A 17,799-nucleotide genomic window follows, 5' to 3' on the forward strand; every position below is an offset into this window, starting at 1 on the left:
CCGTCGACCTCGGCCCGCAGGGCGTCCTCCGGCCCGGCTGTGCCGGGACCGGTGCGGGCCGGCACGGTCAACTCCCGGATCCGGGAAGGAACTCCTGGATCTTCGCCTTCAGCCCCTGCCGTACGACGGCGCCGCGGTCGGAGTCCCCGTGCAGCACCGACGCGGCGGCGGACTCGATCTGGTCCCAGGTGGAGTGCGGCGGGATCGGCGGCACCGCCGGGTCCGTCCGGAAGTCGATGACGAACGGCCTGTCGGCCGCCAGGGCCCGGCTCCAGGCCGGCGCCACGTCCTCGGGCTGCTCCACCCGTACCCCGCCCAGCCCGAACAGGGCGGCCACGTCGGCGTACGGGACGTCGGGGATGGCCTGCGAGGCCTCGAACCGGGGAGCGCCCTGGAGGGCGCGCATCTCCCAGGTGACCTGGTTGAGGTCCTGGTTGTTCAGGACCGCCACCACCAGCCGCGGATCCGACCACTCCCGGTAGTACTTCGCCGCCGTGATGAGCTCCGCCATCCCGTTCATCTGCATGGCTCCGTCGCCGACGAGGGCGATGCCCGGCCGGTCCGGGTGCGCGAACTTGGCGCCGATCAGGTACGGCACCCCGGGGCCCATGGTCGCCAGGGTGCCGGACAGGGAGCCGCGCATGCCGTCGCGCATCCGCAGGTGCCGTGCGTACCAGTTGGCCGCCGAACCGGAGTCCGCGGTGACGATGGCGTTCTCGGGCAGCAGCCCGTCCAGCGCGTGGACCACGTACTCGGGGTTGACCGGGTCCGCGGCCACCGCGGACCGCCGCTCCATGACCTCCCACCAGCGCGCGGTACCGGCTTCGATGGTGGCGCGCCACTTGCCGTCCTGATGCCGGTCCAGCAGCGGCAGCAGGCGGCGCAGCGTCTCGGAGGCGTCACCGACGATGTTGAGTTCGAACGGGTAGCGGAGCCCGACCATGACCGGATCGACGTCGATCTGCACCGCGCGGGCCTGCCCGAACTCCGGCAGGAACTGCGTGTACGGGAAACTGGATCCGACCACCAGCAGGGTGTCGCAGTCCCGCATCATCTCGTACGAGGGACGGGTGCCCAGCAGCCCGATCGACCCGGTGACGTACGGCAGGGTGTCGGGGAGGGCGTCCTTGCCCAGCAGCGCCTTCGCCACGCCCGCTCCCAGCACCTCGGCGACCTGCTCGACCTCCGCGCGGGCGTGCCGCGCACCCTGCCCGATGAGGATCGCGGGGCGTTCGCCGGAGTTGAGGATCTCCGCCGCGCGGGCGAGGTCCCCGTCGGCGGGGACGGGGGAGTACCGGCCGAGACCGAGGCTCGAGGGGACCTGCTTGAAGGTGTGGGAGGGTGCCTCGTGGTCGAGTTCCTGCACGTCGGCGGGGATGATCACGGCCGTCACCGTGCGGCGTGCGGAGGCGATGCGCAGGGCCCGGTCCAGGACGTTGGGGAGCTGCTCGGGGACCGTGACCATCTCGCAGAAGTCGGAGGCGACGTCCTTGTAGAGGGAGAGCAGGTCCACCTCCTGCTGGTACGCGCCGCCCATGGCGCTGCGGTCGGTCTGCCCCACGATCGCGACGACCGGGACGTGGTCGAGCTTCGCGTCGTACAGGCCGTTCAGGAGGTGGATGGCACCGGGACCGGACGTGGCGGCGCAGACCCCGGTGCGGCCGGAGAACTTCGCGTAGCCGACGGCCTGGAAGGCGGCCATCTCCTCGTGCCGGGCCTGGATGAACCGCGGCCGGTCCTCCGCGCGTCCCCATGCGGCGAGGAGCCCGTTGATCCCGTCGCCCGGGTAGGCGAAGACGTGCTCGACGTCCCACTCCCGCAGGCGCTGCAACACGTAGTCGGCGACCTTCATCTTCCTGATCCCTCCTGCTCGCCAAGCCTCAGCAGCGCGCCTGCCCGTGGTCCCGTTGTTCATGCTCCTCGTGCGTCGAACTGGCGGTGGCCGTCGTCGCAGCGGTGGGCGGCGCGTTCGCGGCCCGGCGGGTGCGGCTCGCCGCCGGTGCGGACGTACGGGGCGGTCACGGCGCAGCCCGGGCTGATCGGAGCCTCCGCGGAGTCGGCCTACGACCGGTCCGCGTACCAGGACCTCGCGCTGGTCCTGGCGGTCCTCGCCCCGGCCGGCACGCTGGTCTTCACCCGCTTCGTGGCCGGACGGCCCCATGACCGGCAGGCCGGATGACGGTGCGTCATCCGGCCGTGCTCGTGCTGCTGTGGCTCGGCGTCGGCTGCCTGCTGCTCTCGGCGCTCGAGCTGGTGCGGCTGCGGGGAACCCCGATGCGGCTGCACGCCCTGGCCCCGGCGTCGGTCGTCGGGCTGTCGCTGATCGCCGCCGCCGTGGCGCGACCCGAGATCCGCACCCCGCAGCGCACCCTGCCCCCCGCCATGACCGCCGTCCCCGCCGTCCTGCTCGTCCTCGCCGCCGTCCTGGGCTGCGTGCCCGCCGTCGCGGAGGCCCTCGCCCGCGGGGCGGCCCTGTTCACCGGCCCGGCCCGCTACACGGCCGCCGTCACCGCCGTGCCGGCCGCCGAGTGGACCACCGCGGGAGTGCTCCTCGGCCTGCTGTCCGCGGGCCTCGCCGCCGCGCCCGCCTTCGCCGCGGTGCACCACCGCACCCCCGAACTCCCCGGTGCCGGCATCCGGCGGCCCGCACCGTACGCGCGCTGCGCCGCCTGCACCCCTGGCGCCTGGGCGACTACCTGGCCTGGCTCGCCCTCGGCATCGCGGTCCCGGCCACGGCGATCGCCGCCCAGACCTGAACCCCGGCCCCGTCCGGCCGGGCGATCTACCATGAAGGGCAAGGTCTTCTCGCTCCCCGCACCTGCTCAGGGCCAGACGGTAGGGAGGCCGGCATGGAATTCGGGAACGGATCCGGGGGCGCGGACGGCACGCGCTACCTGCCGATCTCCGAGCACGGCCTGATCGGTGATCTCCGTACGGCCGCGCTCGTCGGGACCAACGGCACCATCGACTGGTACTGCTGCCCGCGCTTCGACGCACCGAGCGTGTTCGCCTCCATCCTCGACGCCGACCGGGGCGGATCGTGGGAGCTGGCTGCCGACGTGCCCGCCCGTACGCGGCAGTTCTACTTCCCCGACACCAACGTACTGATCACACGGTTCTACGCCGCCGACGGCGTGGCCGAGATCCAGGACTTCATGCCGGTCGCCGACGAATCCCGCGAGGCGTCCCGGCACCGGCTGATCCGGCGCGTGATCTGCGTCCGCGGCACCCTGCCCTTCAGGGCACGGGTCGCTCCCCGCTTCGGCTACGGCGCAGAACCGCACACCGTGCGCGCGCAGGCCCACGAAGCAGTCTTCGAGTCCCCTTCCCTGTTGCTCGCGCTGTCCTCCACGGCGCCGCTGGAAGCCGACGGCAAGGACGTCACGTCGCACTTCAAACTCCTCGAAGGCGAGTCTGCGGTGTTCGCCCTCGACCGGATCGGCGATGACCTCCGCCCGCAGGCATGTCCGCGCGCCGAGGCCGAAGAGCAGTTCGAGGCGACGGTCCGGTTCTGGAGCCGGTGGCTGAGCCGCTCGCGCTACCGCGGCCGCTGGCGGGAGATGGTGAACCGGTCCGCGCTGACGCTGAAGCTGCTCACCTACGTGCCGACGGGTGCGATCGTCGCCGCGCCCACGACCAGCCTGCCCGAACGGGTCGGCGGCGAGCGCAACTGGGACTACCGGTACGTATGGATCCGCGACGCCGCCTTCTGCGTCTACGCGATGCTCCGCCTGGGCTTCACCTCGGAGGCCGAGGCGTTCATGGGCTTCCTGTCCGAGCGGTGCATCGAGCCGGGAGCCGGCCCCGCCGGTCCGCTGCAGATCATGTACGGCATCGACGGCCGCACCGAGCTGCCCGAATCCGAGCTGCTCCACCTCGAGGGGCACCTGGGATCCACCCCGGTGCGGGTGGGGAACGCGGCCACCGGTCAGCTCCAACTGGACATCTACGGAGCGATGGTCGACTCCGTCTACCTGTACGACAAGTGGGGGAAGCCCATCAGCAGCGCCCACTGGGACGAGGTCGGCACCGTGGTCGACTGGCTCTGCGAGAACTGGGACCAGCCCGACGAGGGGGTCTGGGAGACCCGCGGCGGCCGCAGGAACTTCGTCTACTCGCGGCTCATGTGCTGGGTGGCGATCGAACGGGCCATCCGGATGGCCAACCGGCGCGGCCTGCCCGCCGACCTCCCGCGTTGGCAGCAGAGCCGGGACGCGATCTACCGGCAGATCATGCGGCAGGGCTGGTCCGCCGGCCGGGGAGCGTTCGTCCAGGGGCTGGGCGACGACGTACTCGACGCCTCCGTGCTGATGATGCCCATGGCCAAGTTCATCTCGCCCACGGACCCCAAGTGGCTCTCGACCCTGGACGCGCTCACCACGGACCTGGTCTCCGACTCGCTGGTCTACCGCTACGACCCGGAGGCCAGCCCGGACGGCCTGCGCGGCTCCGAGGGCACCTTCTCGATCTGCTCGTTCTGGTACGTCGAGGCACTCACCCGCGCCGGTCGCCTGGAGGAAGCCCGGCTGGCCTTCGAGAAGATGCTCACCTACGGCAACCACCTCGGCCTCTACGCCGAGGAGATCGGCCGGAGCGGCGAACAACTCGGCAACTTCCCCCAGGCGTTCACCCACCTCTCGCTCATCAGCGCCGCCTTCAACCTCGACCGCGCCCTCGGCTGAGCCGTGCCCTGCGCGACCGTGCCGACCGGCGGAACCGAACCCACCGGGTATCTTGTTGCGAACAACTTGCAATAACGACACTTGAGTGAAAGGGGCGGGCGTGGGCGCTCCCGTGGTGCTGGGCATCGAATCGTCGTGCGACGAGACCGGGGCCGGGATCGTCTCCGGCGGGCGGCTGCTCGCGCACGTCGTGGCGTCGAGCATGGACGAGCACGCCCGGTTCGGCGGGGTCGTGCCGGAGATCGCGGCCCGTGCGCACCTCCAGGCCTTCGACCCCGTGGTCCGGGAGGCCCTGGACCGGGCGGGGCTGCGCCTGCGCGACATCGACGCCGTCGCCGTCACGACCGGCCCCGGCCTTTCGGGCGCGCTCCAGGTGGGCCTCGCCGGAGCGAAGACGCTCGCGTACGCGGCCGGCGTGCCCCTGTACGGCGTGCACCACCTGGCCGGGCACGTGGCGGCGGACACCCTGGAGCACGGACCGCTGCCGAACCCCTGCATGGTGCTGATCGTGTCCGGCGGGCACACCTCGCTCCTGCTCGTACGGGACCTGGTGCGCGATCCGATCCTGCACCTCGGCGACACCGTCGACGACGCGGCGGGGGAGTGCTTCGACAAGGTGGCCCGGGTGTTCGGGCTGCCCTACCCCGGCGGGCCCGCCATCGACCGGACCGCCCGCGGGGGCGACCCGTGCGCCGTGGCCTTCCCGCGCCCGCTGACGGGCCCGCGCGACGCCCCGTACGCCTTCTCCTTCTCCGGGCTGAAGACCGCCGCCGCCCGCTGGGCCGAGCGGCACCGGCAGGCCGGCGAGGGGATCCCGCTGGCCGACGGCGCTGCCTCGCTCCAGGAGGCGGTCGCGGACGTCCTGACCCGCAAGGCACTGGCCGCCTGCCGCGCGCACGACGTGCGGACGCTGGTCGTGGTGGGCGGCGTGGCGGCCAACTCGCGGGTGCGGGCCCTGGCCGAGGAGCGCTGCGCGGCCGCCGGGGTCGAACTCCGGGTACCGCCGCCGACGCTGTGCACGGACAACGGGGCGATGATCGCGGCCGTCGGCGACCTGCTGGTCCGGGCCGGCTCCGAACCGGCCCGGCTGGACCTGTCCATCGACCCGTCCGCACCCCTGGAGTACGCCGCCCTGCACCCATCCGCCGCCGACCGGAGCCGCGGGGTGACCGCTGCTGCTCCGGCCGGCCGGAGGCCGGGGCCTCAGTGCTCGCAGAGGGAGAATTCCCGTTCGTAGAGCTGCTCGTTGTGCTCGTCCACGAAGAACTTGCGTTCCTTCATGAGCTGTTCGCGATAATCCCGGGCCTGCTCGAGCGTCATGGTCGAGGTGTCGGACCACGGCTGCTGCGGCGGCACGTCGGAGGTCGAGACGATCTTCGACGACGGGTCGACCAGGAAGAACGCGAGGATCTTGCGGTGCCCCGGGCGGCTGCCGTCCTCGAGGCGGAACGAACCGACGCGGTGCTGCAGGACGTTCGGGAACGCCAGACAGCGCCCCGCCGGGGTCGATGCCGATCCCAGTACCTGGTTCAGCGCGTCCTCGTTCTCCAGGCCGTAGACCTCGCGCACGCCGTTGTCGTCGCTCTGCTCGTAGTCCGGGTCGTCGAGCGCCGCACGGAAGCTCAGCCGGCTCTCCGTGATGTTCTCGCTGTCCCAGTAGTAGATGCCGGTCGAGACGATCCGCTCGTTCATCATCCCCTCGACGTGCCAGGAACCGCCCGGGTACTCGGGCTTCTCCGGGGTGAGGTGGATGGTGGCGAGCTTGACGACGACCTGGAGACCGCGGCCCCGGAGGCCGACCCGGGCGGATGCGCCGGGCACCTCGGGCGGGGTGAAGTCCGGGGCGTCCGGGACGACCGGGCGGCGGTTCTCCCACCAGTCGTCGTGGGCCTCCTGCCACGCGTCGACGGCCTCCGTGTAGGCCGCGCCGTCGCTGTACGAGGCCTTGTCGGGATACTCCGGCTCCGAGTCGTACCACCCGTAGGGATCGGCCTCGATCCGCAGGGGCCGCGGGTGGCGCAGATCGGTGAGCACGTTCTCCCACAGCGGGAGCATGCGCGCGAACAGGTCCGGCAGGACGGCGGCCAGTTCGCGGTGGTGTTCGGGGTGGACGTTGTTGACGTAGGAACGGAAGGCGACGTCGCCGTCTTCACTGACGTCGACGTCCGTCGGCAGCCACTGGAACTTCTCCGAGAACTCGTACTTCGAATAGTGGTTCGTCGGGTTGTGCCAGGCCCGCTCGGGGGCGCCACTCGCCTCTCGCACCAGGCAGAACAGCGAGGGGTGGACCAGATCCAGTACCTGGCCGTCGGATCCGGGATGCCAGTCCCGCTCGGCTTCGGGGACCTCTTCCAGAACCCGGACCGCCGCGCGCAGCCGGGACCTGAGCCGTTCGTCGATCAGCGTGTCCGACTGCCACACCCCGTCGACGGCGGACACCTCTGCGCCGGTGCGCCCGTCCCGCAGCGCGGCGTAGTGCGCGAGTTCGGCGAGCACGTAGCGGACCTGGGCTTCGGTGAGTCCCTGGGCGACCGCTTCCTGCGTCCACCGGGCGACGACGTCGGCATCGTGCATCTTGTCGAACCACGCCGGCTTGGCCCGAATGTGTGCGCTGCACTGCATCATCTGAAGTTCCCGCAGCGTCCGGGGTGTTGCGAACGCTATGGAACTGGATGCTTGAAAGGGCAGCGGGAAAGCAGTCAGGCCGGACAATTCTCTTGGTCCTTCGGGTCGGTGTGCGGTGGCCGGAAGGATACTTGAGCGGACTGACACCACAGCCGCGGTCCCCGTCACGGAGAATCCGGGACCGGCGGCAGGGCCACCGGTCCCGGTCCTCCCGGGTGCCGGCCCGTTACATCGGCTCGGGGAAGATGTCGCTGATGCTCCAGGCGACGCTGAAGCAGGGCGGGAAGAACTCGGACTCCGACTCGGTTTCCAGCGCCTGCAGCGCGAGGATCTGGCTCATGGATGCTCTCCGCTTTCTTCTCGGGGTCGTGTCGGTCGGTCACTGCAAACCCCGGCACGGAGCTGCTTTCCGCCGTGACGGGGCGTTCATGGGGCGCGCCCGGGTACGGTCAGCCGGTCGCCGTGACCCGGGGACGCGCGGGGTGGGGCTCCGCCAGGAGCGGGCCGTCCAGCAGGCGGTGCAGGGCCAGCAGGACACCGGCCCCGCCGCTCGCCAGGTCGGCGGTGAACCGCTGCGAGCCCGCTCCGAGGAAGCGGACCCCGCGCCGGTACGGTACGGCGTACTTCACCAGGCCCGTCGCGGCGCGCACGGCGTCCTCCCGGGCGGCGTCCGTGCCGGTGAGCTCGGCGTGCCCGGCCAGGAACCAGGCCAGTCCCGCCAGCCCCCGGTACAGGCCGGCCTCCTTCGTGGCGACGGAGACCCGGACGCCGGCGACCAGCCGCGGCAGCGCCGCGGCGCAGCGCTCGTCCGGCGCGGTGGCCGCGTAGCGCGTGAGCACCGCCGCGACCCCGGCCGCACCCGTGGCCAGGTACGGCATGGCACGGGTGAGCCGCGCGTCGTCGGAGACGGACAGGGCGCCGTCGTCCAGCGGGAAGGTCCGGTCCAGTTCCCGGTGGAGCAGCAGGCGGCCCGCCTCCAGCCAGCGGTCCTCTCCGGTGGAGCGGGCCAGGCGGTGGAGGAAGAGGGCGATACCCGACCGGCCGTGCAGCAGACCGCGGGCATCGTGCTCGCCGAGGCCGGCCTGCAGGTCGGGCGTGCGCAGCAGGCCCTCCCCGGCCGCCGCGGCCCGCTCCAGGTGGTGGCTCTCCCCGGTCAGCCGGTACAGGGCGAGCCAGCCCAGGCCGACCCCGGCCCGCCCGCCGGCCAGCGTGGCGCAGGAGGCGGTGAGCGGGTGGCCGTCGGCCTCCCGGAGCAGGTCGACCGCCTCGTCCAGCAGGCCGAGGCCGGCCAGCACCGGGGCGATGCCGGCCGTGCCGACGAGCAGCCCGGGGGGCAGCGCCCCGCTCTGCGCCAGCGTGTCGCGGCGCAGCCGTTTGCGGATCTCCTCCGGCACCGGGGCCCCGGCGCGGTGCAGGGCGTGCACCACCCCGGCCGTGCCGTAGGCCAGGCACACGTTGTTGGTGCGGAACGCCTCGGGCGAGGGCGGGAAGGCCCAGTCCGGCCGTCCGGCGTCGGCCGTCTCCAGCAGCCCCGCGGCCACCTCCCCGGCGAACCGGGTGAGGCTGCCGCGCGGATCGGCGTCCAGCTCGGCGGGGGAGGGCAGGCGGCCGGAACCGTCCTGCTCCGGCGCCCGGTCGGGTGCCCGGTCCTGCGCCCGGTCCTCCGGCAGGTGGAAGGCGGTGGCCCGCTGCCACAGGTCCTGCGGCGGAGCCACGTCCGCCAGGTCGCGGCGCAGCAGAGCGAGGTTGCCGGGCGCGTGCTCGGCGATCTCGTGGAACGGCGCCAGGAAGGCGAACGCGACTGCCGCCGTGCCGTACCGGTCCTGCAGCAGCGGACCGGTTTCGGCCCGGCGCAGACCGGGCGGCGGAGTGAACCCCGGAGTGCCCATCCGGGAGGGCGCCGCGGACAGTGCCGAGGCCGCCTCGAAGTCCACCAGCCGGACCCCGCCCGACGGAGTGACCATGACGTTGCCCAGGCTGAGGTCGCCGAACCGGTAGCCGGCGCCGTGCAGCCGCTCCAGCGAGGCGTCCAGCCCGGCCAGCAGGTGCCGGCACGCCTCGTGGTACGCGGCGACGGACCCGTCCGTGCGGTCGGCGCGGGCCAGCGGGGAGGACCGGCTCAGCCAGCCCACCAGCGGCTGCCCGGCGATGTACTCGGTGACGAGGAAGTCGTGCTCCCACTCCGTGAAGTGGTCCAGCGGCTCGGGGCCCACCCCGGGGGCGGCCGCGTGCAGCTCGCGCAGCACGCGGTGCTCGTGCCGCAGCCGCTGCTGCGCGTCGGTCCCGTCGAAGACCAGGCCGTTGTGGGCGCGGGCCTCCTTGAGGAAGACGGTGCGGCCGGTCCGCCGGTCCACGGCCTGGTAGGTGCCGCCGGCGTTGCTCAGGCGCACCGCGCGGGTCACCTCGTAGTCGCGGATCAGGATCGGGCCCGCGTGCGGCTGCTCCTCCTGCCCGACGAAAGGGTCCGTGATCCCCGGGGGCAGGTGGAAGGCCGGCAGCCGCAGGTCCGCGACCTCGCGGCCGGAGCCGTCGCGGACGAGCGCCTCCCGCGTACCGTCGGCCCGCAGCCGGCTGCGCGCGCCGAAGGAGCCGTAGCGGTAGTGGACCGTCCGCGAGCCGCGGAAGCGCCGGTCGGTGAGCACGTACGGCCCCTCCTCACCGTCGAGCGCGTCGCTCAGGCGCTCCAGCAGCCGGCGGGCGGTCGCCGTGTCCGGCGGGTAGACGGAGCAGAACTTGCCCGACTGGGCCCGCCCGGCGTGCTTGTGATGGAGGAACAGGAAGAAGAGCCGGGCGCTGAGGTGCTTGAACGGCACGCCTTCGGAGAAGCAGACCCCGGCGACCGTGTCGAGCACGTGCTGCGCCCGGTCCAGCCGCGCCGACACGTGGATCTTCCAGCCCTGCTCGGCGAGCGCGGTCCGCGGACCGCCCCAGACCGTCCAGATGCCCTGGGCGCCGCCGCGCAGGCCCGCCGGCACCTCGCCGGGAACGAAGCGCGGCCCGGGGTCGGCCACGCCGGTCAGCGGCAGGTAGTACTCCCGGTCCGCGAGCGCCTCGCCGAAGCCTTCGAGCACGGAATCTCCTCGCAGGGTGGTCGGCGGCATGCGACCGGCATCGGGCGGGTCCGCCCTCGTCGTCGATGCCGCAGGGGCACGCCGAAGTCTCGCCGCCGGCGGTCGAGCGGCGGTGGTGCGACGGGCTCGCCGACGGCGGCGGCCGTCAACGGCGACCGGACGCCACGGTCCGCCCCGCCGGCGGGCCCTTGTCCCTGGAACGGGCCGAGACGCTTCGGCGAGTACGACACCAGCATGTCCTTCGTCTCCTGGTGGTACAGCAGACGCACCCATGCTGACCAGGTGAAGCGGTAGCTGGCGCGGCCTTCTGGTGGAGGCTGGTCCGGAAATGGTCCGGATCTTGGTGCGTGCGGTCCTGGGGCGGACGCGGGAAGCCGTGGGAGCCATCAGGAGCGTGGAGGGCCGTCGGGCGGGAGCCACCGCGCCGCGCAGGGTCGGGGTGGCACCCCCGGCAGCACAGGGCCTCGGCCCGTCCGGCGTGACCGATCGGGTGGCGTGGCGTATGCAGGGCATGCGAAAGATCATCGCGTGCGGCCTGCTGGCCGCTGCAACCCTGTCCGGTGCCACGCCCGCCTTCGCCGACGGCGACAACGCCTCCGACAGCGGGTGAGGTCGGCGATCAGGGGGCAGACCGCCGAAATCGCCGAGATGCGCACCATGATCAATTCCCGCTGAGGGCAGCTGGTGGTCCGGCACGGCGGATACCGCGGCCGACGTGCGAACCGGCTCGGCAGGGGCCGGAGGGCCGATGGCGGCGGATGCTGTCACGTCCGGCCGGCGTCGAGGTGGAGGGCCAGGAGGGGGCAGGACGCCGCGGCCCGGCGGGCGTGGGTGCGCAGGTGGTCGGGGACGTCCCGGGCCTCGATGACGGGGTGGCCCCATTCGTCGAGGCCGATCAGTTCGGGGAGCAATTCACCGCACAGGCCCTGTCCGGTGCAGGCGATGCGGTCGATGCGCAGGGTCCGGGTGGGGGTCATCGCCAGGTCTCCGGGGGAGTGGGGGCCGGTACGGGCAGCCGGGGAGCTCCGGCGGCTGCGGGGCAGGGGCCGTGGGTGACGTGGTGGTCGACGTCGTCTGCAAAGGTGCGCAGGGCGGAGGCGGCGAGGCGGGCGGCGCCGTCGGGGTGGCGGCAGGCGCCCCGGTCCGGCAGCAGACCGACCCGCCGGTGGAGCCGTGGCAGCAGGTCGGGGTCGGCCTGTCCGGCGGCCAGCATGGCGAAGTCGTCGGCCACGGCGGGCAGTCCGAAGCGGCAGGGGCCGCACTGGCGGGCGCCGTGGGCGGCCAGGTAGGCGAGCATGCGCGCCGTCTCCCCCAGCCCGCAGGCCGCGTGCGGGAGTGCGATGAGCACGCCCGCCCCGGGTGCGGCGCCCAGCGGGGCCAGGTCGCGCCGGGTGAGCGGGGTGCGCAGGTGTTCCGCCGGGAGCCAGGTGCCGGCGAAGCCTCCGAGCAGGACCGCCTGTACGGGTTCTGTGGGGCCTTTGGCGCGGTCGAGGATCGCGGCGAGCGGTGTGCCGAGCGGGACCTCCTGGATGCCAGGGACGGCGACGGTGCCGGTCACGGTGACGAGCAGGGTGCCGGGCTCGTGCGGGGTTCCCGTCTGCCGGAACCAGTCGGGGCCGTGGCGGGCGATGAGGGCGAGGTGGGCGAGGGTCTCGGCGTTGTTCACGAGGGTGGGGCGGCGGGAGACGCCGCGTTCGTGGGTGCGGGGCGGGCTGCCCTGCGGGCGGGCCGGGCCTCTGTTGAGCCAGCGCACCAGGGCCGTCGATTCGCTGGAGACGTAGGCGTGCGGAAGGGCGTGCAGCCGCAGCCGCACCGGGTCGAGGCGGGCGCGCCGGCGTTCGTCCATGGCCGCATTCAGCTGTTGGTGCTGGGCGGTGCGGGTCCGGGGCAGGCACACGTGGACCGTGTCGGCACCGACCGCGACTGCGGCCAGGACGGCGCCGTCGAGGACGAGGTGGGGCGCGACGGCTAGCAGGAACTGGTCCTTGCGGCTGGCAGGTTCGCTCTCCATGGCGTTGACGACGACCACGGCCCGGCCACCGCGTTCCGCAACGGCCCGCAGCTTGCGCGCGGTCGGGAACCCTGCACCACCGCGCCCGGTGAGCCCGGCCGCCTCGACCGCTTCCACGAGGGGCGAGGAAGTGCTGCTGCTGACGGGGGCCGGCCCATGGTGCCCGAGGTGATCGGCGAGGGTGGCCGGCCGTTCCGCGGCGTACCAGCCGGAGAGCAACCGGGCTTCGACGTCGTCGTGCGGGCCGGCCCTGTCCGCGTCGGGCGCGACGGGCACCGCGGCCCAGGCGTTCATCGTCCACCTCCGAGCAGGATCGTCGTCGTTGCGGCACGCTGCGCCCAGCCCGGCTGGAGCGGCCCCGCGGCAAGGAACACGGCCAGCACCACGGGCACGGCCGTCGCGGCCACGGTGGCCACCCAGCGTCCGACGACACGTTCAGGACCGGCCTTGGCCAGTCGCCACCACACGGCGCCGACCACCGACGCGAGGCAGGCGGCGTAGAGCCACAGCTGGAGGGGGAGCCGGGTGTCGGTGCCGGTCCCCACGCTGTGGAAGAGGGCGATCGGCCAGGCCGCGTAGGCCAGCCAGTGCACCGCCTTCCAGCGGCGCACGCCGAGCCGGTGCCGCAGTGCGCTGGTGACCAGCACCGCGAGCAGCAGGTCGAACGCGGCCGTGCCGAGCCCGAGCCAGAGCGGACGATAGGAGGCTCCGAACGGCACCACGGACACGGCCCAGCTCAGGTGCACGAACGGATCGAGCACCGCGGTCACCACGTGCACGGCGATGAACATCAGGGTGAGCAGGGACAGGTTGCGGTGCAGCAGCCCGATCTCGAAGCGGCCGATCCGGCGGGGCGAGGCCCGTCCGCCGGAGGCGATGCCGAGCACCACCGTGGCGGTGAGCAGAAGCAGGGCGAGGGTGCCGCCCGCACGGCTGCCGTACCACAGTGGGCTGCCGACCAGTGCCAGTGTCGTCATCGCGGGCCTCCGGGGGCCGTGGCCGCGGAGCTTACGGGGGCGGGGGCGGGGGCGTGGGAGTCAGGTGGCCAGCCGCCGAGGCGGACGACCGTGTCGTCGAGGCCGGTCAGCCGGGCGGGCAGGGCAGTACCTCGCAGCCAGTCCAGGGCCCGGTCGCCGAGCACGATCGCCGCCGTACTGACGGCATTGGCGTCCACACAGGTGGCGGCCGCGACCGTGACCGTGCGCCACCCGGGTGTGGCGGGTTCGCCGGTGGCCGGGTCGACGATGTGGTGCACGACCCGTCCGCCGCGCCGCCAGGTGCGCACCCGGATGCCCGAGGTCGCCAGCGCCCCGCCGGTCACCGCCACAGCGGCACCGCCCTCTGGGGCGGGCCGGGCGTGGTCGTCGGCGAGGGCGATCCGCCAGCCGCCCTCGGGTGCCGGCCCGGCGGTCGCCAGGTCCCCGCCGAGGCTGACGAGAACCCCGCAGCCGGTCACTGCGGCGGCCTGCCGGGCGGCCCGGTCGGCAGCCAGGGCCTTGGCCGTGGCGCCCAGGTCGAGGCGGGTGCCCGGGGGCAGGCGCAGCCGACGGGCGCGTGGGTCGAAGGCGATGTGTCGCCAGCCGGGCGCCGGCCGGGCCACGGGCACGGGGCGGGCGTCGTCGGGGCGCACGGAGGCGAAGGTACGGTCGTAGCCGAGCGCGATCACCGCGCTGCCCACGGTCGGGTCCACGGCGCCGTCGGTGAGCCGGGCGGCCCGCAGCGCGGCTTGCAGGGCCTCGGCGAAGTATTCGCTGACGGCCCTCGTGCCCTCCGGGTTCAGGTTCACGCGGCTGAGTTCCGAATCCGGCCGGAAGCGGCTGCACGTACGGTCGACGGCGGCCAGCTCGGCGCGCAGCACCGCTTCCGCGGTGGGCAGGGCGCTCGGGTCGGTGACGAGCAGGGCGGCCGTGGTGCCCAGGGCCGGGAAGTGGCTCCGGCCGGGAGCGGGCGCCGAGGGGTGTGTGGTCATGACGCCCCCGTCGTGGTCTGCGGCTGCTGCCGGGTCGCGGTGGGCGGCTGGGCCGGTGGCTGCGGAGCGGGTTGCGCCACGGAAGGCGGCTGGGCGGGCGGCTGCGGAGCCGTTTGCGTAACCCGGGCCGAGCCCTCCTCGTCATCATCCGCGTCGTCCTCGTGGCGGTTCGGCTCCTCGCGACCCTCGTCGTTCTTCCCCACGGTGGTGGCGGTCGACGCCGCAGGGTATTGCACCTGCGCCTTCGCCGGCGCTGGGGCGGCCGAACCGCCCGGCAGCAGGTGCGTGTAGAAGCCGCCCAGGGCCGCAGCGCCGGCCGCGGCGGTGACCGCGATCCACCGGGTGGTGCGGCGGCTGCGGCGCAGACCGTGATCGCGCGCGTACGAGGAAGCAGTGGGGGCCGGTGTCGGCTGGAAGTCGTCGGACGGGGGGGCCATGGCAGCTCTCCTGGAGAATCGGCGGCCCGGATCGGCTGCGTGCACCTCCAGGCTGTGCTCACGGCGCCCAGGAAATCGCTCACGTCTCCTTCAGAACCGGTAAAGATCTCTACGCCGGGAATCTCTGTGCCCCGCCGCGCTCGTGCGCGGCCTCCGGGTGCAGGGGAAGATCCAGTACGACGGTCAGCCCGCCGCCCGGGGTGTCCGCCAGCCGCGCCGTACCGCCGTTGGCGGTGACCAGCCGGTGGACGATGGCCAGCCCCAGGCCCGTGCCCCGGGCCTGGGGGTTGCCGAACCGGCGGAAGGCGACCGCCTTCGCCTCGTCCGTCATCCCGGGACCGTCGTCCCTTACGGACACCCGGGCCGCGCCCTGCGCCGTGCCGTGGCCGAGGGTGATGCTCCCGCCTTCGCGCACGGCGTCCACGGCGTTGGCGATCAGGTTGTCGAGGATCTGCTCGAGGTGGCCCGCGCCCAGCGCTGCGGTCAGCGCCGGCCCCTCGGGCACGGCGGACAGCCGGATGCCGCGTTCCTCGGCGACGGGCGACCAGGCGGTCACCCGCTCGGCGACCACCTCGTCGACCCGCACCGCGGCCGGACGAGGCGTCGCCTGCTCGGCACGCGCTACCGCCAGAAGTCCGTCGACCAGCCGGGACAGCCGTGCGATCTCCTCCTGCGCGGCGCCGAGCTCCACAGCCGTGTCGCCCTCGGCGCCGGCGGCCAGGACGTCGAGGCGCAGCCGCAGCGCGGCAAGCGGGGTGCGCAGCTGGTGGGACACGTCGGCGATCACGGCCCGGTGGCCGTGGACCAGGGTCTCCGTGCGGGCGGCCATGGTGTTGAAGGTGGCGGCCAGGCGGCGCACCTCCGGCGGACCGTTCCCGACGTCGGCCCGCTCGTCGAGGACACCCTCACCCAGCCTGCGGGCGCTGGCATCCAGCGTCGACAGAGGCCGGCTGACCCAGCGGGCGAGCCGTACGGACAGCAGCGCGGACGCAGCCAGCCCCGCGACGCCGATCGCGGTGGACCAGCCCCAGATCGCCACGATCCGGGTATTCAGCGGCCCCGCAGAGCGGGCCAGAACAACGGCTCCGGCGGGCTGGCGCACCTCACCGGCCGGTTCCGCGGTCTGCAGCCATCCCCCGTTCTCCGGTGGCTCTGGCTCATGCCCCGCCAGTACCGCCTCCACCAGCTCCTCCGCCTCCCCGCCCTGGGCCGCCGTGCACGGCGTACTGGCCACCAGGCGCCCGGCGGCGTCGTACACGGCGGCGCAGTCCCCCGCCCGGGCCGCGCCGTCCAATTCCTGGCGCATGACGATCGGCGGCTTGTTGTCGGACAGGTGTTCCTCGGCCGCTGCGGCGATCACACGCGTAGCCGCCCGCTGGCTGTCGCGATAGGCCACGCGTTCGCGCGCCGCCAGCGACACTGCGAGCGGCACGACCGCCAGCACCAGCAGTACGGACGTCAGGGCCAGCAGCGTCCAGGTGATCCGACGCGTCACGACTGCACCTCCGGCACCTCGACCGCCCCGAGCCGGAACCCCTGCCCGTAGACCGTCTCGACCAGCCCAGGCACGCCGAGCTTGCGGCGCAGCGCCGCTACATGCACGTCCAGCACCTTCGTCGGCCCGTACCAGTGGGCGTCCCACGCCCGCTCCAGGATCTGCTGCCGGCTCACCACCCGGCCCGGATCGGCGGCCAGGCACTCCAGAATCGCGAACTCCTTGGGCGTCAGCGCCACCTCGCGCCCGTCGACCGCGATCTGCCGGGTCCGGAGGTCGACCGCCAGCGGCCCGTGCCGCAGGACCTCCGGCTCCGCCGGACGCCTGCGGCGCAACACCGCCCGGATCCTCGCCAGCAGCTCGGCCAGCCCGAACGGCTTGACCAGGTAGTCGTCGGCACCCTCGTCCAGGGCCACCACCCGGTCCGCCTCCTCCCCCCGCGCGGTCACCGCGATGATCGCGGCGTCCGAACGCGCCCGCAGCCTCCGGCACACCTCCACACCGTCGATGTCCGGAAGCCCCAGATCCAGTAGGACCACGTCGGGTGTGGGTGCGGACAAGGCCGCCCGCCCCGTCCGCACACCCTCGGCCTCGTATCCGGCCTGCCGCAGACCGCGCACCAAGGACTCCGCGATGCCCCGGTCGTCCTCCACGACCAGCACCCGCGTCTCCTCGACATGGCCCCTGACATGGGCGCTCATACTCGCTGCCCGCCTCCCGGGTGAGGGGATCGACTGCGCCGACCCTTCCAGGCTGCGTCGACACCCCGTGCTGACGGTAGGGGCCGTTCGGGTCCGTGATCCGCACAGAGAGTCGAGGCTTGGTCCGTCACCGGTCCGGAAGCGGCACCTGAAACGCAACGCGATCACTCAAGGCTTCGTATCGCTTACGCCGAGTGTCTGGAGCGGGCGCTGCCCGAAGAGAGCAACGCCCGAACCAAGCAACGGACTTCACTGCTCCAGAAGAACCCGAGCTGCTTGGCGAGTAGCTGACCAGCAGGTTCTTCGTCTGCTGGTGGTACAGCAGATGCACCCGTGCTGACCTGGGAAAACGGTGCTCCGTAAGTCTTTCGCGCGGGGGCTGGTCCGGAAATGGTCCGGATCTTGGTAGCCGCCGGCCCGGGCGGCAGGGATCGGTCAATAGTGGGAAGTCGTGGGAGCGGTCGGCAGCAGGGGGCACTCCGCGGGTAGCCCGCCCTATTGACTACGGCTGGTGGTCGTCGCAGAGCCATCCGGCGGGACAGAAGCGTGCGGGTGCCCCCGCAGGGCTGAACCCCAGCCCCGCATTTGCCGCGGTAGGCGATCGGCGGTGTCCCGTCACCGCAGGCCTTGTGCTCGGGGCGGACTCTGGCGAGCGGGGTGCCGGGATGTAGGGGAGCGGCAGGGGCTCGTGGTTCGGCGCGGCCGGCGGCCGGACGCGCGGCAAGGACCGGGCCCCTGGAGGTGCGAGGCACGGCAAGCGGGACGGCTTGTCCCGCGCATTGATCATGCCTGCGGCGCTCGCCCGGTC

The 17,799-nt window shown here is 73.4% G+C and carries 14 protein-coding genes; 4 read left to right on the plus strand and 10 right to left on the minus strand.

From position 1 onward, the window contains the following. Nucleotides 1–67: 67 nt before the first annotated feature. On the minus strand, nucleotides 68–1,852 hold the full coding sequence (locus ACIGFK_RS13960) for a thiamine pyrophosphate-requiring protein (RefSeq protein WP_400051761.1): 1,785 nt from the start codon (nucleotides 1,850–1,852) through the stop codon (nucleotides 68–70). Nucleotides 1,853–1,999: 147 nt separating this feature from the next. On the opposite strand from ACIGFK_RS13960, the gene ACIGFK_RS13965 reads away from it, so the two are divergent. From ACIGFK_RS13965 to tsaD, 4 genes are all read left to right on the plus strand, one after another. Continuing rightward, entirely contained in the window at nucleotides 2,000–2,179 is a 180-nt protein-coding gene (locus ACIGFK_RS13965) for an MrpF/PhaF family protein (RefSeq protein WP_386467007.1), read from the plus strand. After that, nucleotides 2,176–2,919 carry a monovalent cation/H(+) antiporter subunit G gene (locus ACIGFK_RS13970; RefSeq protein ID WP_400051763.1) on the plus strand — a complete coding sequence of 248 codons (744 nt, stop codon included), beginning with the start codon at nucleotides 2,176–2,178 and terminating at the stop codon, nucleotides 2,917–2,919. Before ACIGFK_RS13965 ends, ACIGFK_RS13970 begins: the two co-directional genes overlap by 4 nt. Continuing rightward, a complete protein-coding gene (locus ACIGFK_RS13975; protein ID WP_400051764.1) occupies nucleotides 2,850–4,682 on the plus strand; it encodes a glycoside hydrolase family 15 protein in 1,833 nt (610 codons plus the stop codon). Before ACIGFK_RS13970 ends, ACIGFK_RS13975 begins: the two co-directional genes overlap by 70 nt. Nucleotides 4,683–4,794: 112 nt before the next feature. Further along, nucleotides 4,795–5,919 (plus strand): tRNA (adenosine(37)-N6)-threonylcarbamoyltransferase complex transferase subunit TsaD, encoded by a 1,125-nt coding sequence (gene tsaD / locus ACIGFK_RS13980; protein WP_400052087.1) that lies wholly within the window; start codon nucleotides 4,795–4,797, stop codon nucleotides 5,917–5,919. Here the strand turns inward: tsaD and ACIGFK_RS13985 are convergent. From ACIGFK_RS13985 to ACIGFK_RS14025, 9 genes are all read right to left on the minus strand, one after another. Further along, the gene (locus ACIGFK_RS13985) at nucleotides 5,886–7,394 is read right to left on the minus strand and encodes a DUF4246 domain-containing protein (protein ID WP_376659636.1); all 1,509 of its coding nucleotides are present in this window, start codon (nucleotides 7,392–7,394) and stop codon (nucleotides 5,886–5,888) included. The genes tsaD and ACIGFK_RS13985 overlap by 34 nt on opposite strands. 362 nt (nucleotides 7,395–7,756) lie before the next feature. Beyond that, complete coding sequence (gene lanKC, locus ACIGFK_RS13990) at nucleotides 7,757–10,378, minus strand: class III lanthionine synthetase LanKC (protein ID WP_400051766.1); 2,622 nt, start codon at nucleotides 10,376–10,378, stop codon at nucleotides 7,757–7,759. A 764-nt stretch (nucleotides 10,379–11,142) separates the two neighbouring features. Further along, nucleotides 11,143–11,355 carry a ferredoxin gene (locus tag ACIGFK_RS13995; protein WP_400051768.1) on the minus strand — a complete coding sequence of 71 codons (213 nt, stop codon included), beginning with the start codon at nucleotides 11,353–11,355 and terminating at the stop codon, nucleotides 11,143–11,145. After that, on the minus strand, nucleotides 11,352–12,683 hold the full coding sequence (locus ACIGFK_RS14000) for an NADH-ubiquinone oxidoreductase-F iron-sulfur binding region domain-containing protein (protein ID WP_400051770.1): 1,332 nt from the start codon (nucleotides 12,681–12,683) through the stop codon (nucleotides 11,352–11,354). The genes ACIGFK_RS13995 and ACIGFK_RS14000 overlap by 4 nt, the downstream gene beginning before the upstream one ends. Next, nucleotides 12,680–13,366, minus strand: coding sequence for a ferric reductase-like transmembrane domain-containing protein (locus tag ACIGFK_RS14005; protein ID WP_400051772.1), 687 nt, complete (start codon nucleotides 13,364–13,366; stop codon nucleotides 12,680–12,682). The genes ACIGFK_RS14000 and ACIGFK_RS14005 overlap by 4 nt, the downstream gene beginning before the upstream one ends. After that, a complete protein-coding gene (locus tag ACIGFK_RS14010) occupies nucleotides 13,363–14,358 on the minus strand; it encodes an FAD:protein FMN transferase (protein WP_400051773.1) in 996 nt (331 codons plus the stop codon). The genes ACIGFK_RS14005 and ACIGFK_RS14010 overlap by 4 nt, the downstream gene beginning before the upstream one ends. After that, nucleotides 14,355–14,795 carry a hypothetical protein gene (locus ACIGFK_RS14015; RefSeq protein WP_400051775.1) on the minus strand — a complete coding sequence of 147 codons (441 nt, stop codon included), beginning with the start codon at nucleotides 14,793–14,795 and terminating at the stop codon, nucleotides 14,355–14,357. Before ACIGFK_RS14015 ends, ACIGFK_RS14010 begins: the two co-directional genes overlap by 4 nt. Nucleotides 14,796–14,904: 109 nt before the next feature. Further along, nucleotides 14,905–16,290, minus strand: coding sequence for a sensor histidine kinase (locus ACIGFK_RS14020; RefSeq protein ID WP_400051777.1), 1,386 nt, complete (start codon nucleotides 16,288–16,290; stop codon nucleotides 14,905–14,907). Next, entirely contained in the window at nucleotides 16,287–16,991 is a 705-nt protein-coding gene (locus ACIGFK_RS14025) for a response regulator transcription factor (RefSeq protein WP_400051779.1), read from the minus strand. Before ACIGFK_RS14025 ends, ACIGFK_RS14020 begins: the two co-directional genes overlap by 4 nt. Nucleotides 16,992–17,799: the final 808 nt, after the last annotated feature.

Source organism: Streptomyces sp. NPDC085524, from assembly GCF_044541755.1.
Classification (GTDB): domain Bacteria; phylum Actinomycetota; class Actinomycetes; order Streptomycetales; family Streptomycetaceae; genus Streptomyces.

Coding starts and splice junctions, on each gene's coding strand:
- ACIGFK_RS13960 (WP_400051761.1), bottom strand. CDS start 1,852: ATGAAGGTCGCCGACTACGTGTTGCAGCGCCTGCGGGAGTGGGACGTC.
- ACIGFK_RS13970 (WP_400051763.1), top strand. CDS start 2,176: ATGACGGTGCGTCATCCGGCCGTGCTCGTGCTGCTGTGGCTCGGCGTC.
- ACIGFK_RS13975 (WP_400051764.1), top strand. CDS start 2,850: ATGGAATTCGGGAACGGATCCGGGGGCGCGGACGGCACGCGCTACCTG.
- ACIGFK_RS13995 (WP_400051768.1), bottom strand. CDS start 11,355: ATGACCCCCACCCGGACCCTGCGCATCGACCGCATCGCCTGCACCGGA.
- ACIGFK_RS14000 (WP_400051770.1), bottom strand. CDS start 12,683: ATGAACGCCTGGGCCGCGGTGCCCGTCGCGCCCGACGCGGACAGGGCC.
- ACIGFK_RS14005 (WP_400051772.1), bottom strand. CDS start 13,366: ATGACGACACTGGCACTGGTCGGCAGCCCACTGTGGTACGGCAGCCGT.
- ACIGFK_RS14010 (WP_400051773.1), bottom strand. CDS start 14,358: ATGACCACACACCCCTCGGCGCCCGCTCCCGGCCGGAGCCACTTCCCG.
- ACIGFK_RS14015 (WP_400051775.1), bottom strand. CDS start 14,795: ATGGCCCCCCCGTCCGACGACTTCCAGCCGACACCGGCCCCCACTGCT.
- ACIGFK_RS14025 (WP_400051779.1), bottom strand. CDS start 16,991: ATGAGCGCCCATGTCAGGGGCCATGTCGAGGAGACGCGGGTGCTGGTC.